The sequence below is a fragment of the Streptomyces alboflavus genome, from assembly GCF_000716675.1.
GTDB classification, from domain to species: Bacteria; Actinomycetota; Actinomycetes; order Streptomycetales; family Streptomycetaceae; genus Streptomyces; species Streptomyces alboflavus.
Genome location: NZ_JNXT01000059.1, coordinates 67,841 through 83,343, shown reverse-complemented (window position 1 = coordinate 83,343; position 15,503 = coordinate 67,841). Strand labels below are relative to the sequence as shown.

The following is a 15,503-nucleotide window of genomic DNA, read 5'->3' as shown; positions in this document are numbered from 1 at the left end:
GGGTCAGCGGGCCGCGTAGTTGACCTTCCCGAAGGGCCAGCGCGCGGCCAGCCACGCGCTCACGGCCTCGTACAGGGTCGCGTCGAGGGCGGCGCGGTCGGCCCGGACCCAGGACCGGACGTCGGCGTCGAAACCGTCTCCTCCGGAGGCATCGGTGTGGGAACCGTCGGCATGGGGCGGAGAGCCGTCGGCACGGTGCGGATAGATGTAGAGGCACCAGATGACCTCGCCGCTCGCCGTCTCGATCACGGTGTACGTGAACCCGCCGCGCCGGGCGAAGTCCTCCGCGTGCTCGTGCAGGTCGCGCAGGTTCTCCTCCGGCGACATCCCGGCCAGCGGGGGCCAGCTCCGGCCCCGGAAGCCCGGAGTGGCACGGATGTGCTCGATGCTGCCGGTCCAGGCGGCGAGGTCCTCGGTGTTGTGCCGGCCCTCCAGCGGTTCCAGACGGAACTCCGGGGTGACCAGCTCCAGGGGGACGACGAAGTCGTCGGGGACAAAGGAAGCGCTCATGTGCAGAAGCTAGGGGGCCGCCCCGCGGATCGCACCCGAATTGGGCGGGGCGCGGCAGGGACGAGGGCGGGGACCAAGGTGGTGAGAGCCCACTGCCGCAGCCCCCGTACCCTTGAGGGATGACCAGCAGCAGTGTCCGGACCGGAGCAGTGGACGAAGCAGTGGACGAAGCGGCCGTCGCGCGAAGCTACGAGATCCGCACCTACGGGTGCCAGATGAACGTCCACGACTCCGAACGCCTCTCCGGCCTCCTGGAGAACGCCGGTTACGTGCGCGCTCCGGAGGGCTCCGACGGCGACGCGGACGTGGTGGTCTTCAACACGTGCGCGGTTCGGGAGAACGCCGACAACCGCCTGTACGGCAACCTCGGCCGCCTCGCCCCCCGCAAGACCCAGCGCCCCGGCATGCAGATCGCCGTCGGCGGCTGTCTGGCCCAGAAGGACCGCGACACCATCGTCAAGAAGGCGCCCTGGGTCGACGTCGTCTTCGGCACGCACAACATCGGCAAGCTGCCGGTCCTCCTGGAGCGCGCCCGCGTGCAGGAAGAGGCGCAGGTCGAGATCGCCGAGTCCCTGGAGGCGTTCCCCTCGACCCTGCCCACGCGCCGCGAGAGCGCGTACGCGGCATGGGTGTCGATCTCCGTGGGGTGCAACAACACCTGCACCTTCTGCATCGTGCCCGCCCTGCGCGGCAAGGAGAAGGACCGCAGGACCGGCGACATCCTCGCCGAGATCGAGGCGCTCGTCGGCGAGGGCGTCTCGGAGATCACGCTGCTCGGCCAGAACGTGAACGCGTACGGCTCCGACATCGGCGACCGCGAGGCCTTCAGCAAGCTGTTGCGCGCCTGCGGGCGGATCGAGGGCCTGGAGCGGGTGCGCTTCACCTCCCCGCACCCGCGCGACTTCACGGACGACGTGATCGCAGCGATGGCCGAGACGCCGAACGTGATGCCCCAGCTGCACATGCCGCTGCAGTCCGGCTCGGACCCGGTCCTGAAGGCGATGCGCCGCTCCTACCGCCAGGACCGCTTCCTGGGGATCATCGAAAAGGTCCGCGCCGCCATGCCGGACGCGGCGATCTCCACGGACATCATCGTGGGCTTCCCCGGTGAGACCGAGGAGGACTTCGAGCAGACCATGCACGTGGTCCGCGAGGCCCGCTTCGCCAACGCCTTCACCTTCCAGTACTCCAAGCGCCCCGGGACGCCCGCCGCCGAGATGGACGACCAGATCCCCAAGGAGGTCGTCCAGGCGCGCTACGAACGCCTGGTGGCCCTCCAGGAGGAGATCTCCTGGTCCGAGAACAAGAAGCAGGTCGGCCGCACCCTGGAGCTGATGGTCGCCGAGGGCGAGGGCCGCAAGGACGGCACCACGCACCGCCTGTCCGGCCGCGCCCCCGACAACCGCCTGGTGCACTTCACCAAGCCCGACACCGAGGTGCGCCCTGGTGACGTGGTGACGGTCGAGATCACGTACGCGGCGCCGCACCACCTGCTCGCCGAGGGCACCGTCCTCGACGTCCGGCGCACCCGCGCGGGCGACGCCTGGGAGAAGCGCAATACGGCCGACGCCCCGAAGCCCTCCGGAGTGCTCCTCGGCCTCCCGAAGGTGGGCGTCCCCGAGCCGCTCCCGGCGGCCACGGGCGGCTGCAGCATCGACTGACGCACACGGCGTTCCCTGCCCAGAGCCGCGTCCGCTGCGCCTGTCCGCCGCGGCCGTCGGCCCTGTCTGTACGCTGCGGATCATGCTTGTCGCCGCAGCCGTCTGCCCTTGTCCGCCCCTGCTCGTGCCCGAGGTCGCAGCGGGCGCCGCGCCGGAACTGGATGCCGCGCGGGCGGCGTGCACGGACGCGATCGGTGTGCTCGCCGCGTCCCGGCCCGACCGGCTCGTCGTCGTGGGACCCGCGGAGCAGCAGGACCGCGGACCGCACGCCCAGGGGGCACGCGGTTCGTTCCGGGGCTTCGGCGTGGACCTCGACGTACGCCTCGGAGAGGCCCCGGCGGACGCCGGGGCCGGCACGGGTGAGGCCACGGAGCGTCTGCTCCCGGTGTCGTTGGCCGTCGCCGGTTGGCTGCTCGGGCGCACGGAGTGGTCGGCCGCCCCGCTCGAAGGCCTCGGTGTGGGGGAACCTCTCGCGCCCGAGCGGTGTATCCAAGTGGGAGAGGAGATCGCCGCGCGCGCGGACCGGGTGGCGCTGCTCGTGATGGGCGACGCCAGCGCGTGCCGCACACTCAAGGCGCCCGGCTATCTGGACGAGCGGGCCGCAGGGTTCGACGCGGACGTGGCGCGAGCGCTCGCCGCGGCCGACGTGGCGGCGCTCAAGGCACTGGACGCGGAGCTCGCGCAGGAGCTGAAGGCGGCGGGCCGGGCGCCCTGGCAGGTGCTCGCGGGCGCGGCCGACGGCGCGGGCCTGCGCGGCGAGCTGCTCTTCGACGACGCGCCGTACGGGGTGGGCTACCTGGTGGCGGCCTGGTCGTAGGGCCACGCCGACACCCTGTGGAGGGCCACCGGCCCGCCCGAGGGCTCCCAGGAGGCCGCCGCGGCCCCGGCCGACACTCCCGGAAAGCCGTCTCCCGGACACGCCGACGGCCGTGAAGCCAGTCGCGCTTCACGGCCGTCCGCCGGTGGTCCAGAGCCGCTCAGGAAGCCGAAGGGGGCGTCGGCGGTGACGGGGGTGGGGCGTCGCCGGGGGGAGTGGCACCGCCGCTCCCGCCCTTGCCGCCGTCCGTCCCGGCGAGGCGGTCCAGGGCGTCCTTGGCCTTGCCCGCCCCCGCCTGGATCTTGTCGCTGTACTTGCCCTTGGTCCTGCGATCGACCACGTCGGCGGCCTTGTGCAGGCCTTGGTCGATCTTGTCCCCGTGCTGCTGCGCGAGGCCCGAGACCTTGTCCTTGGCAGGGGCGAGTTTGTCCTTCAGCTGGTTCAGGAAGCCCACGGATTCGCCTTCCTTCGCGGGGGAGTCACTTGCGGGCGCTCTCACCGGCCTCGTTGTCGGCCGCCTCCTGCGCGGACTGCTGCTTCGGGATCTCCACACCCTCCGCGGCAGCCGCCTCGGCCGATTCCTCCGTCTCGTCCTCGGCAGAGGCCTTGGCCTCGGACTTGTCGTTGTCCTTGTCCGTGGCGGACGTGGCGGACGTGGCGGACGTGGCGGACGTGGCGGACGTGGCGGACGTGGCGGACGTGGCGGACGTGGCGGCCGCGGTGGACGCGGTTGCCTCTGCGGCCTCGGTTCCGTCCTCTGCCTTGTCGTCGGCCTTGGCCTCAGCGGAGGCCTCGGCGTCCTCCTCATCGGCCGTCACGGTGGCGGCCGACGCCTCGGTGGTCGATGCCTCGTCCGTGTCCTTGCTCTTCCGGCGAAACCGACTAAAAACGCCCATATCTACTCCATACGTTACTCGTGTGGGCGAAATCCCGCGCCACCCGGTGCGTCCGATTGCGTCGCCCGGGTCACCGATCCTCGAAACCGGCGGCCGGAACCTCGCAACAGGCAACGAACCCGGAGCCGTGCCGTCACGTAGCTCGTTCGGGCACCCGCCGAGCGATTTGCGAGACTGGGTCGGTGAGAAGTGCACCTCCCGCCCCGCGGGTCATCGCCGTCGTCGGGCCCACCGCGGCCGGAAAGTCCGATCTGGGCGTCCACCTCGCCCAGCGTCTGGGCGGCGAAGTCGTCAACGCCGACTCGATGCAGCTGTATCGGGGGATGGACATCGGCACCGCCAAGCTGACGCCCGCCGAGCGCGAAGGGGTGCCGCACCACCTCCTGGACGTCTGGGACGTGACGGAGGCGGCGAGCGTGGCCGAGTACCAGAAGCTCGCGCGCGCGGAGATCGACCGGCTGCTCGGCGAGGGCCGCTGGCCGATCCTGGTCGGCGGCTCCGGCCTGTACGTGCGCGGGGCCGTCGACCACCTGGAGTTCCCCGGCACCGACCCCGCCGTCCGCGCCCGCCTGGAGGAGGAGCTGGAGGAGCACGGCCCCGGCGTGCTGCACGCCCGCCTTGCCGCCGCCGACCCGGACGCGGCCCACGCGATCCTGCCCGGCAACGGGCGCCGGATCGTGCGCGCCCTGGAGGTCATCGAGATCACGGGCAAGCCGTTCACCGCCAACCTCCCCAGTCACGAGTCCGTGTACGACACCGTGCAGATCGGCGTCGACGTGGCCCGCCCCGAGCTCGACCTGCGCATCGCCACGCGCGTGGACCGCATGTGGGAGGCGGGACTTGTGGAGGAGGTGCGCACGCTGGAGGCGCAAGGGCTTCGGGAGGGGCGCACGGCGTCGCGCGCGCTCGGCTACCAACAGGTGCTCGGGGCGCTCGCCGGTGAGTGCACCGAGGACGAGGCGCGCGCCGAGACCGTGCGCGCCACGAAACGCTTCGCGCGCCGACAGGACTCCTGGTTCCGGCGTGATCCACGCGTGCACTGGCTGAGCGGCGCCGTCGCCGACCGCGGGGAACTCCCGGGGAGTGCAATGGCGTTGGTCGAACGAGCGGTCACAGCCTGATCACGTGATGGCATCGGGACGCTCCGCCGGTCATCGAGGCAGCTGACGGCGTGCCATCATCGACCATCGATCGACCAGTGGAGTCCGAAGTGGGAGGGCGCGTGGCGATGGAGGCCGGCCCTCGTGACACCGCACATGACGGCGAGCAGCACACCGCACAGGACGGTGCGGAGCACCCCGCGCACAGCGGCGCGCGACTCGGCCCGGACGGACCGGACGGCCGACTCAGCCCGGACGGACCCGACAGCCCCGGGATCACCGAGAGCGGCATGACCGACGACGGCCCCACCGAGGAGGAGCTGGCGACGGAACCCGAGGTCGAGGTCGAGCTGCGGCCGCAGCGCAGGCTGCGCATCTGGCAGCTCGCGCCGATCGTGATCCTCGCCGCCGTCGGCTCCCTGATGTTCGCCTTCCCGCTGGCCTTCGAGTTCGGCGACGGCGGCGCCGTCGTCGCGATGCTCGGGCTGCTCCTCAGCTCCTGTGCCGCGGGCTGGGGCATGATGGCCGCCCGCCGCGTGGGGCACACCTGGCCGGGGCTGCCGGAGCGCGGCTCCGGGCGGCGGCCGGACTGGCGCGTGGTGTCCGCGTACACGCTGGTCGTCGGGGTGGTCGCGGTGCTCGCGGTGTGGCGCGTGGCCCGCCTCCGCTGACGCCCCGACCCCGACGGCGCACCGACGCGGCCTGGGCGTCACCTCTCCCCATGGACGGCCCCGGCAGCTTGTCGCACCCACCCCGTACGATCGAGGGATGAGCACGCGGATCGCCTTCCTCAAGGGGCACGGGACCGAGAACGACTTCGTGATCGTCCCCGACGCCGACAACGCCATCGAACTGCCCCCGGCCGCCGTCGCCGCCCTGTGCGACCGCCGCGCGGGTATCGGCGGCGACGGTCTGCTGCACGTCGTGCGCTCCGCCGCCCACCCGGACGCGCGGCACCTGGCCGCGGAGGCCGAGTGGTTCATGGACTACCGCAACGGCGACGGCTCGGTCGCCGAGATGTGCGGCAACGGCGTGCGCGTCTTCGCCCGGTACCTCGAGCGTGCGGGGCTCGTCGGCGAGGGCGACGTGGCCGTCGCCACCCGAGGCGGCGTCAAGCGCGTCCACATCGCCAAGCCCACCGAGGACGGCGCCCCCGGCGACATCACCGTCGCCATGGGCAAGGCCGTGCTCCCCGGGGGCGACGTCACGATCTCCGTGGACGAGCACCAGTGGCCCGCGCTCAACGTGAACATGGGCAACCCGCACGCGGTCGCCTTCGTGGCCGACCTGGCGCACGCGGGCCGCCTCCTGGACCCGCCGCCCTTCAGCCCGGCCACGGCCTACCCGCACGGGGTGAACGTGGAGTTCGTGGTCGACCGCGGCCCGCGCCACGTCGCCATGCGCGTGTACGAGCGCGGCGCCGGCGAGACCCGCTCGTGCGGCACGGGAGCCTGCGCCGTGGCCGTCGCGGCGGCGCGCAGGGACGGCCTGGACCCCGCAGTGACCGGCACCCCCGTGGCGTACACCGTCGACGTGCCCGGCGGGCGCCTGGTCATCACAGAGCGGCCGGACGGCGAGATCGAGAAGACGGGCCCCGCCGTGATCGTGGCCGAGGGCGAGATCGACGCCGACTGGCTGGCGGCGGCCGTAGCGGCGGCCTGATGGCGCGCTCGGCCGCACGGCGCACACGGGAGCACGGGCGGTCCGCCCGCCCCCGACCCCGCGCCGTGGTCGAAACCCCGCTCGTCCCGCTCGAAACGACACTCCACAGAACTGTCGCTCGAATGGGTGATCCGTTTCACGCTCGGCGAGAGCGGGTCAGCACCACGTGATGGGCTCGATAGCATCAAGCACCGGCCCGGACGGAGCAGGCTGCCGTCCGCCCACCGCCGGTCGGAGCTGCCGGAGGTGCCCATGAGTGCGGAGGCGACGAATCCCGCGACGCCAGGCCCGACGACGCCCTCGACCCAGCGAAGGCGCGCCCGCCCCCGCCTCGACCTGCGCAGACTCGGCCGCGCCGCATTCCTCGGCCCCGCCGCGAGGGACCGCGTGCCGGACGCCATCGGCCATGTGGCCGAGGCCCACCGCGGCCACCACCCGGACGCCGACCTGGAGCCGCTGCGCCGCGCCTACGTCCTCGCGGAGTCCTCGCACCGCGGCCAGATGCGCAAGAGCGGTGAGCCGTACATCACACACCCGCTCGCCGTCACGCTCATCCTGGCCCAACTGGGCGCCGAGACCACCACGTTGACCGCGTCCCTGCTCCACGACACCGTCGAGGACACGGATGTGACGCTCGATCAGGTACGCGCGGAGTTCGGCGACGACGTCTGCTACCTGGTCGACGGCGTCACCAAACTCGAAAAGGTCGACTACGGAGCCGCTGCAGAACCGGAGACCTTCCGCAAGATGCTGGTCGCCACCGGCAACGACGTCCGCGTGATGGCGATCAAACTCGCCGACCGCCTGCACAACATGCGCACGCTCGGCGTGATGCGCCCCGAGAAACAGGCCCGCATCGCCAAGGTCACCCGCGACGTCCTCATCCCGCTCGCCGAACGGCTCGGCGTGCAGGCCCTCAAGACCGAGCTGGAGGACCTCGTCTTCGCGATCCTCCACCCCGAGGAGTACGCCGAGGTCAGGGAGCTGATCTCGGCGAAGACGCGGGCCGGGACCGACCCGCTGGCCGACATCTCCGAAGAGGTGCGCGGCGTCCTGCGCGAGGCCGGCATCGCCGCCGAAGTCCTCATCCGGCCACGCCACTTCGTGTCCGTCCACCGCGCGCACCGCAAACGCGGCGAGCTGCGCCCCGCCGACTTCGGCCGCCTGCTCGTCCTCGTCAACGAGGACGCCGATTGCTACGGAGTCCTCGGCGAGCTGCACACCTGCTTCACGCCGGTCGTCTCGGAGTTCAAGGACTTCATCGCCGTACCGAAGTTCAACCTGTACCAGTCGCTGCACACGGCCGTGGCCCGCGGCGACGGCGAAGTCGCCGAAGTCCTCATCCGCACCCACCAGATGCACCGGGTCGCCGAAGCGGGCGTCGTCGCCCTGCACAACCCCTACGCCGTGCCGTCCGAGGAGCAGCCGCCCGACGGCGAGCGCGCCGACCCCACCCGTCCCGGCTGGCTCTCGCGCCTCCTCGACTGGCAGCAGGCCGCCCCCGACCCCGACACCTTCTGGTCGACGCTCCGCGAAGACCTCGCCCAGGACCGCGAGATCGCCGTCTACCGCACCGACGGCGGCACGCTCGGCCTGCCCGCGGGCGCCAGCTGCGTCGACGCCGCCTACGCCCAGTACGGCGAGGACGCCCACGCCTGCATCGGCGCGCGCGTCAACGGCCGCCTGGCCACGCTCAGCACGGTCCTGCGCGACGGCGACACCGTGCAGCTGCTCATGGGCCAGGACCTGGCGTCGGGGCCCTCGCGCGACTGGCTCGACCACGCGCGCACCCCCGCCGCGCGCATTGCCATCCGGCGCTGGCTCACCACGCACCCGGCGTCCGCCCCCGTCCCTCCCGCGCAGTCCGCCCCGGCTCCGCCCGCCCTCGTGACGGTGCCCGCCGCCACACCGAGGCCCCAGGTCTCCGCGGCCCTGCGCCCGGCGGCGGAGAACGTCGTCGTCGACCGCGAGGGCGCCACCGTACGGCTCGCGGGCTGTTGCACCCCGGTCCCGCCCGACGAGATCACCGGCTTCGCGGTACGCGGCGGCGTCGTCACCGTCCACCGCGTGACCTGCCCCGCGGTGGCGCGCATGACGCAGGTGGGGCGCCCGGAGGTGGGCGTGCGCTGGGGGGACACTACGGAGTGCAGGGTCACCCTGATCGCCGAGTCGTTCGGCCGGGCGCACCTCCTGGCCGACCTCACCGAAGCCATCGCCCTAGAAGGCGCCGCGATCATCTCGGCGACCGTCGAACCCCCGAGCCAACAGCGCGTACGCCACACGTACACGCTCCAACTCCCCGACGCGGCACACCTTCCGGGCCTGATGCGCGCCATGCGCAATGTCCCCGGGGTGTACGACGTGGCCCGCGCTCAGCACCGGGCGGCAGCGGCGCCCTGAGGCCGCTCCACGCTGAGCCCGACGGGAGCCTGACGATGCTCCCCGGGGGTCCCGGCAGCGCCCCTCGCTGAGCTCGGCGGCGCTCTTCGGTGAAACGGCGCCGACTCGTTCGGGTGGGCCCGTCGCGTGCCGTCCCGGTGTGGAAGGCGTGCGCTGATAGCCGTAGTTCATGCTCCTCACCCCGCGCACCAAGCCGTCCCGGCCGAAGTCGGTCCGGATCGCCGTCGCCGTCCTCGCCGCCACCACCTCCGCCGCCCTGCTCGCCGCGAGCGCCCCGCAGCCCGCCGCCCCGCTCGGCATCGGCGACAGGCTCTTCCCCCACCTCGGCAACCCCGGGTACGACGTCACGTCGTACGACATCGCTTTCACCTATCAGGGGGACAACAGCAAGCCCCTGGACGCGCTCACGAAGATCGACGCCCGGGTGACGGCCCCGCTGGAGCGCGTCAACCTCGACTTCACCCACGGCAAGGTCCGCTCCGTCGAGGTGAACGGCGCCGCCGCCGACTTCACCACCGCCGGTGAGGACCTGGTCGTCACGCCCCACGCGCGCGTGCAGCCCGGCGAGCGCCTGCGGATCGCCGTGCGGCACACCAGCGACCCGGTGTCCCGCGACGTCGAGGGCGGCTGGGTGCGCACCGGCGACGGGCTCGCGATGGCCAACCAGGCGGACGTCGCGCACCGCGTGTTCCCGTGCAACGACCACCCCGCCGACAAGGCGCAGTTCACCTTCCGCGTCACCGCGCCCAAGGGCCTCACCGCCGTGGCCAACGGCCTGCCCCTGGCCGAGGAACGCCGCGCGGACACCACCACGTGGGCGTACCGCACCCGGCACCCGATGGCGACCGAGCTGGCCCAGGTGTCCATCGGCCGCTCCACCGTGCTGCACCGCACCGGCCCCTACCGCCTCCCCGTACGGGACGTCGTGCCCACGAAGGACCGCAAGCAACTGGAACCCTGGCTGAAGAAGACCCCTGACCAGATCTCCTGGATGGAGGACAAGGTCGGCCGCTATCCGTTCGAGACCTACGGGGTGCTCGTCGCCGACGCCCGGACCGGCTTCGAGCTGGAGACACAGACGCTGTCGCTCTTCGAGAAGGAGCTGTTCACACGGCCCGAGTTCCCCGAGTGGTACGTGGAATCGATCATGGTGCACGAGCTGGCGCACCAGTGGTTCGGCGACAGCGTGAGCCCCGCCACCTGGTCCGACCTGTGGCTGAACGAGGGGCACGCCACCTGGTACGAGGCCCTGTACGCCGAGGAGAAGGCGCGCCAGCCGCTGGAGAAGCGGATGCGGTACGCCTACCGGCTCTCCGACAGCTGGCGCGCGGCGGGCGGGCCCCCGGCCGCGCCCAAGGGGCCCCGGCCGGGGGAGAAGATCAGCATCTTCCGGCCCGTCGTGTACGACGGCAGCGCGCTCGTGCTCTACGCGCTGCGCCAGGAGATCGGCCGGTCCGACTTCGAGGCCGTGGAGCGGGCCTGGGTGCACACCTACCGCGACGGGAACGCGACCACCGCCGACTTCGTGCGGCTCGCGTCCGAGGTCTCCGGCCGGAACCTCGACGGGTTCTTCGACGCCTGGCTGTACGGGGCGAAGACGCCGCCGATGCCCGGGCACCCCGACTGGACGTCGACGCCGCCGGAGAAGAAGGCGACGTCCGGCAAGAAGTAAGGCGGCGTCCGGCAAGAAGCAGCGCCAGGCCCTAGGCGGCGGGTGCCCCGGCCGTCCCGGGGCGAGGCGCCGCACCGAAATACTCGGGTGACGAGACGGGTCGTACCGTGCGACCATCAACAGGTCGACGGCGCGGCCCGTCCGGGAGATCCCCTCGGGGACATCTCAGGGGCGGACCCGGCCGGCCCGGGGAATCTCCGGGGGGCTGTGAGCGTTGTCGAACATGACGGGTGGCGCTGTGGCACGCGGTGCGAGTCGCACACGCGGTGCGGCAGGGCGAAGAATGCCCGCAGGCGCTCTCCGTATCGGATTCCCATCGACGTAAAGGACCCAATGACCTCCTCTTCTTCCCCTTCCCAGGACGCACAGAGCTTCGCGCAGAACTACCCCGAAGGTCTTCGGGCCGATGCCCTGATGGAAGAGGACGTCGCCTGGAGCCACGAGATCGACGGAGAGCAGTTCGACCGCTCCGAGCGCGCGGCCCTGCGCCGCGTCGCAGGACTCTCCACCGAGCTCGAGGACGTCACCGAGGTCGAGTACCGACAGCTCCGCCTGGAGCGCGTCGTCCTCGTGGGCGTCTGGACCTCAGGAACGGTTCACGACGCGGAGAACTCCCTCGCCGAGCTGGCCGCCCTCGCGGAGACCGCGGGCGCGCTCGTGCTCGACGGCGTCATCCAGCGCCGCGACAAGCCCGACCCGGCGACGTACATCGGCTCCGGCAAGGCCCTGGAGCTGCGTGACATCGTCCTCGAGACCGGAGCGGACACCGTCGTGTGCGACGGTGAGCTCAGCCCCGGCCAGCTCATCCACCTCGAAGACGTCGTCAAGGTCAAGGTGGTCGACCGGACCGCCCTGATCCTCGACATCTTCGCCCAGCACGCCAAGTCCCGAGAGGGCAAGGCACAGGTGGCCCTCGCGCAGATGCAGTACATGCTGCCGAGGCTCCGCGGCTGGGGTCAGTCGCTCTCCCGTCAGATGGGTGGCGGCGGCGGTGGCGGCATGGCCACCCGCGGTCCCGGTGAGACCAAGATCGAAACGGACCGGCGACGGATCCGCGAGAAGATGGCGAAGATGCGCCGGGAGATCGCGGAGATGAAGACGGGCCGCGACATCAAGCGCCAGGAGCGCAAGCGCAACAAGGTGCCTTCGGTCGCCATCGCCGGGTACACGAACGCCGGCAAGTCCTCCCTGCTCAACCGCCTCACGGGCGCGGGTGTGCTGGTGGAGAACGCCCTGTTCGCCACCCTCGACCCGACGGTCCGCAGGGCGGAGACGCCCAGCGGTCGGCTGTACACCCTGGCCGACACGGTCGGCTTCGTCCGGCATCTGCCGCACCACCTCGTGGAGGCGTTCCGCTCCACCATGGAGGAGGTCGGCGAGTCCGACCTGATCCTGCACGTGGTGGACGGCTCGCACCCCGCGCCGGAGGAGCAGCTCGCCGCCGTGCGCGAGGTCATCCGGGACGTGGGCGCGACGGACGTGCGCGAGATCGTGGTGATCAACAAGGCGGACGCGGCCGACCCGCTGGTCCTCCAGCGGCTGCTGCGTCAGCAGAAGCACGCGATCGCCGTGTCCGCGCGCACCGGCGCCGGCATCGAGGAGTTGCTCGCGCTCATCGACGCCGAACTGCCGCGCCCCGAGGTCGAGATCGAGGCCCTCGTGCCGTACACCCACGGCAAGCTCGTGGCGCGTGCGCACGCCGACGGCGAGGTGCTCTCCGAGGAGCACACTCCCGAGGGCACGCTGCTCAAGGCACGGGTGCACGAGGAACTGGCGGCGGAACTCGCGCCGTACGTCCCCGCGGCGCACTGACCGGACGCAGAGAATCCGCGCGCTGACGCGGAACTTGTAGGCGCACCACACGGTGAAGGCCCCGCCCCCATTCGTAGGGGGCGGGGCCTTCACCGTGAAAGCTCCAGGTCACCGCGGTCGTGACTGCCTACGGGCAACCGGGACCTGGCCGCCGTCGGGTCACCGGGACCAGGCGGCCGAAGGGTCACTTCGGCCCGGGCGGCCGACGGCTCACTGCGAGCCGTACTTCTCGCTCATGTTGTCGAAGACCTGCTTCGCGCCGCTGCCCAGCTGCGGACCGGCGAGCCAGGTGTTGTCGGCCGGGCCGATCGACGTGTTGGACACCAGCTGGGACTTGTCGCCCACCACCCGGAACCAGCCACCGCCGGACGAACCGCCGGTCATGGTGCAGCCGATGCGGTACATCGTCGGCGTCGCCGGGTCCAGCGACAGACGGCCGGGCTTGTCGATGCACTTGTGCATGATCAAGCCGTTGTACGGCGGCGCGGCCGGGTAGCCCCAGGCGCCCATGGACGCCACGCTCTGCGCCGACGGAGTCGAGAAGTCGACCTCCAGCGCGTTGCCGACGGTCTCCTCGAGGGACTTGGTGCCCTCCTGCGGCTTCACGTGCATCACGGCGTAGTCGTACGGAGCGCCGGCGCCGCCCGAGGAGGCACCCTGGTCGATCCACTCACCGGACGTCGAGACCCAGTCCGCCCACCACTGGCCGTACGGCGCGATCTCCTGCGGTGCCGCGTTGCTCAGGGCCGCCTCGGACTTGCCCAGGTCGTTGTACGAGGGCACGAAGGTGATGTTGCGGTACCAGCCGCCCTCGGAACCGGCGTGCACACAGTGGCCCGCCGTCCACACGAGGTTGGACTTGCCCGGGTTGCGCGGGTCCTTCACGACCGTGCCGGAGCAGACCATCGAACCCTTGGGGGAGTCGAAGAAGATCTTGCCGACCGGCGCCGCGTTGTCGTGGTACGGCGTCTTCTCGGGCTTCGCCCGGACCGGAGCGGGGTCCGGGTCGGTCTGGCCCTGGTCGGCGGTCGCGTCCTTCGCCGCGATCGTCTTGTTCGGGTCCTTGGCCTTCTGCATCCGCTCGGGCTTCCAGAGCCCCTCGATGACCGGGTTGACGAAGTCCTTTGCCTCGCGCAGCCAGTCGTCCTTGCTCCAGTTCTTCCAGGCACCGTCCTTCCACTTGTCCGGATCGATGCCGTGCTCCTTGAGCCGGTCGGCGAGGTCGCCGGGCAGACCGGAGCCGGAGTCGGAGCCGGAACCCTTGTCCGCCTCCTGCGCCGAGCCGCTGTCCGACTTGTCGCTCGCCTTGTCGTCGCTCGGGCCGCAGCCCGTGGCGGTGAGCGCCAGGGTCGCGGCGAGCCCGGTGACGGCGAGCGCGGCGCGGCGGCCGCGGCTGCGCGCGAAGGGCGCACGAATGGAACGCATGTAGCTGTAACCCCCGTAGGAACGTGTATTTGCCATGTGCGTGTCAGGCGTGGGCGTGGCGTCCGCCGCCCGGGCCGACGTGAGCTCCCACTATGCCTGTGGAATTGGGGACGAACAGCGGCGGGGCGGTGAAGGTTTCGCCGCGCTGATGCGCGTACGCCGCACGCACGCTTTTCGTACGCGTCTCGTACGCGTCTCGTACGCGGACGAAGCGGATGGTGGGGCGGCCTCGGGAATCGAGGCCGACCCACCGGCGGTGACGTCGCACCGCCCCGACTGCCTACTGCCCTGCGAACCTCTTGCTCACCGCGTTGTAGATGCCCTTGGCCTCGTCACCGAGGCGCGGACCCGCGAGCCAGCCCGCCGTCACCGGGCCGATCGACGTGTTCGACACCAGCGCGGGCTTGCCGTCCTGGCCCTCCGTGACCCAGCCGCCACCGGACGAACCGCCGGTCATGGTGCAGCCGATCCGGTACATCGTCGGGTCGGGCTTGCTCAGGGAGAGGCGGCCCGGCTTGTCCGCGCACTGGAACTGCTTCTGGCCGTCGAACGGCGACGCCGCCGGGTAGCCGGTCGCCGTCATGTCCTTGATCTTCGGCACCGCGGGGGCGTCGAAGTCCACCGGCAGAGCGGTGCCGACCGTCTCCTCCAGGGACTTGCCCTCGCTGCCCTTCTCCGGCGTCACGTGGATCACCGCGAAGTCGTAAGGAGCGCCCTTGCCGCCCGTCGGGCCGCCCGTCTCGATCCACTGGTCGGACGTCTGTGCCCAGTCGCCCCACCAGACGCCGTACGGAGCGACCTCTTCCTTGGGCTTGCCCTGGAGCTCCGTGGTGGGCGTGCCGCTGTCGTTGTACGACGGGACGAAGGCGATGTTGCGGTACCAGCCGCCCTTGGCGCCCGCGTGGACGCAGTGACCGGCGGTCCACACCATGTTGGACTTGCCCGGGTTCTTCGGGTCCTTGACGACCGTGGCCGAGCAGACCATGGAGCCCTCGGGACCGTCGAAGAAGAGCTTGCCGGCCGCGGGGACCTGGTCGTGGTACGGCGTCTTCACGGCCGCGGCCTCGACGGGCTCCGGCGTCGGGTCCGTCACGCCCTGGTCACCGGAGATGTCGCCCTCGTCGACACCGCGGTCCGGGTTCTTGTCCGCGTCCCGCATGCGGTCCGGGTCCCAGAGGTCCTCGATGATCGGGTTGACGAAGTCGCCCGCCTCGCGCAGCCAGTCGTCCTTGTCCCAGTTCTTCCAGGCGCCGTCCTTCCACTTGTCCAGGTCGATGCCGTGCTCCTTGAGCCGGTCCTGGATGTCGCCGGGAAGCTGGATCTTGTCGTCGCCCTTGTCGCCGGGCTGCGACGCGGACGAGTCGCCCGCGTTGTCGTCACTCGGGCCGCAGGCGGTCGCCGTCAGAACGAGCGCCGCGCCGAGCGCGACGGCGGCCGCCACGGGGGAGGTCCTGCCGCGCGCGCTCCTCCCACTGCGGGAGCTGAAGAGCGGACGTATGGGTCGCATGGTGAGAATCCCCCTGGGCCTCGAAATCGTTCCAAATGCCG

General features: G+C 71.7%; 13 protein-coding genes. 8 read left to right on the top strand and 5 right to left on the bottom strand.

What is annotated here, in order from left to right; translation table 11 throughout:
• Window positions 1-3 precede the first annotated feature (3 nt).
• The gene (locus OO63_RS33320) at window positions 4-510 is read right to left on the bottom strand and encodes a hypothetical protein (protein ID WP_030362822.1); all 507 of its coding nucleotides are present in this window, start codon (window positions 508-510) and stop codon (window positions 4-6) included.
• A 119-nt stretch (window positions 511-629) separates the two neighbouring features.
• Here OO63_RS33320 and miaB point away from each other — a divergent pair, with 119 nt between their 5' ends.
• On the top strand, window positions 630-2,171 hold the full coding sequence (gene miaB, locus OO63_RS33315; protein ID WP_030362821.1) for a tRNA (N6-isopentenyl adenosine(37)-C2)-methylthiotransferase MiaB: 1,542 nt from the start codon (window positions 630-632) through the stop codon (window positions 2,169-2,171).
• Between the two features lie 82 nt (window positions 2,172-2,253).
• The gene (locus OO63_RS33310; protein WP_030362820.1) at window positions 2,254-2,988 is read left to right on the top strand and encodes a class III extradiol dioxygenase subunit B-like domain-containing protein; all 735 of its coding nucleotides are present in this window, start codon (window positions 2,254-2,256) and stop codon (window positions 2,986-2,988) included.
• A 160-nt stretch (window positions 2,989-3,148) separates the two neighbouring features.
• Here OO63_RS33310 and OO63_RS33305 read toward each other — a convergent pair whose 3' ends face one another.
• On the bottom strand, window positions 3,149-3,442 hold the full coding sequence (locus tag OO63_RS33305) for an antitoxin (protein ID WP_030362819.1): 294 nt from the start codon (window positions 3,440-3,442) through the stop codon (window positions 3,149-3,151).
• A 25-nt stretch (window positions 3,443-3,467) separates the two neighbouring features.
• The gene (locus OO63_RS45690; RefSeq protein ID WP_033264697.1) at window positions 3,468-3,884 is read right to left on the bottom strand and encodes a hypothetical protein; all 417 of its coding nucleotides are present in this window, start codon (window positions 3,882-3,884) and stop codon (window positions 3,468-3,470) included.
• Between the two features lie 182 nt (window positions 3,885-4,066).
• On the opposite strand from OO63_RS45690, the gene miaA reads away from it, so the two are divergent.
• The 6 genes from miaA to hflX all read left to right on the top strand — a co-directional run bounded on the left by miaA (window position 4,067) and on the right by hflX (window position 12,530).
• Complete coding sequence (gene miaA, locus OO63_RS33295) at window positions 4,067-5,005, top strand: tRNA (adenosine(37)-N6)-dimethylallyltransferase MiaA (protein WP_030362817.1); 939 nt, start codon at window positions 4,067-4,069, stop codon at window positions 5,003-5,005.
• A gap of 107 nt (window positions 5,006-5,112) precedes the next feature.
• Window positions 5,113-5,655: a hypothetical protein gene (locus OO63_RS33290; RefSeq protein ID WP_030362816.1), complete on the top strand. Its 543-nt coding sequence runs from the start codon at window positions 5,113-5,115 to the stop codon at window positions 5,653-5,655.
• Window positions 5,656-5,752: 97 nt separating this feature from the next.
• Window positions 5,753-6,646: a diaminopimelate epimerase gene (gene dapF / locus OO63_RS33285; protein WP_030362815.1), complete on the top strand. Its 894-nt coding sequence runs from the start codon at window positions 5,753-5,755 to the stop codon at window positions 6,644-6,646.
• Between the two features lie 252 nt (window positions 6,647-6,898).
• Window positions 6,899-9,046, top strand: coding sequence for a RelA/SpoT family protein (locus OO63_RS33280; RefSeq protein ID WP_030362814.1), 2,148 nt, complete (start codon window positions 6,899-6,901; stop codon window positions 9,044-9,046).
• Between the two features lie 169 nt (window positions 9,047-9,215).
• Window positions 9,216-10,718, top strand: a complete 1,503-nt coding sequence (locus OO63_RS33275; RefSeq protein ID WP_030362813.1) for a M1 family metallopeptidase — start codon at window positions 9,216-9,218, stop codon at window positions 10,716-10,718.
• 333 nt (window positions 10,719-11,051) lie between these two features.
• Entirely contained in the window at window positions 11,052-12,530 is a 1,479-nt protein-coding gene (gene hflX, locus OO63_RS33270; RefSeq protein WP_030362812.1) for a GTPase HflX, read from the top strand.
• A gap of 210 nt (window positions 12,531-12,740) precedes the next feature.
• Here the strand turns inward: hflX and OO63_RS33265 are convergent, their stop codons facing one another.
• Both OO63_RS33265 and OO63_RS33260 read right to left on the bottom strand, forming a co-directional pair.
• Window positions 12,741-13,955, bottom strand: coding sequence for a trypsin-like serine peptidase (locus tag OO63_RS33265; RefSeq protein WP_030362811.1), 1,215 nt, complete (start codon window positions 13,953-13,955; stop codon window positions 12,741-12,743).
• Between the two features lie 280 nt (window positions 13,956-14,235).
• Window positions 14,236-15,462: a trypsin-like serine peptidase gene (locus OO63_RS33260; protein ID WP_078619520.1), complete on the bottom strand. Its 1,227-nt coding sequence runs from the start codon at window positions 15,460-15,462 to the stop codon at window positions 14,236-14,238.
• Window positions 15,463-15,503: the final 41 nt, after the last annotated feature.

Coding starts and splice junctions, on each gene's coding strand:
- hflX (WP_030362812.1), top strand. CDS start 11,052: ATGACCTCCTCTTCTTCCCCTTCCCAGGACGCACAGAGCTTCGCGCAG.
- OO63_RS33280 (WP_030362814.1), top strand. CDS start 6,899: ATGAGTGCGGAGGCGACGAATCCCGCGACGCCAGGCCCGACGACGCCC.
- OO63_RS33265 (WP_030362811.1), bottom strand. CDS start 13,955: ATGCGTTCCATTCGTGCGCCCTTCGCGCGCAGCCGCGGCCGCCGCGCC.
- OO63_RS45690 (WP_033264697.1), bottom strand. CDS start 3,884: ATGGGCGTTTTTAGTCGGTTTCGCCGGAAGAGCAAGGACACGGACGAG.
- miaB (WP_030362821.1), top strand. CDS start 630: ATGACCAGCAGCAGTGTCCGGACCGGAGCAGTGGACGAAGCAGTGGAC.
- OO63_RS33310 (WP_030362820.1), top strand. CDS start 2,254: ATGCTTGTCGCCGCAGCCGTCTGCCCTTGTCCGCCCCTGCTCGTGCCC.
- dapF (WP_030362815.1), top strand. CDS start 5,753: ATGAGCACGCGGATCGCCTTCCTCAAGGGGCACGGGACCGAGAACGAC.
- OO63_RS33320 (WP_030362822.1), bottom strand. CDS start 510: ATGAGCGCTTCCTTTGTCCCCGACGACTTCGTCGTCCCCCTGGAGCTG.
- OO63_RS33290 (WP_030362816.1), top strand. CDS start 5,113: ATGGAGGCCGGCCCTCGTGACACCGCACATGACGGCGAGCAGCACACC.
- OO63_RS33260 (WP_078619520.1), bottom strand. CDS start 15,462: ATGCGACCCATACGTCCGCTCTTCAGCTCCCGCAGTGGGAGGAGCGCG.
- OO63_RS33275 (WP_030362813.1), top strand. CDS start 9,216: ATGCTCCTCACCCCGCGCACCAAGCCGTCCCGGCCGAAGTCGGTCCGG.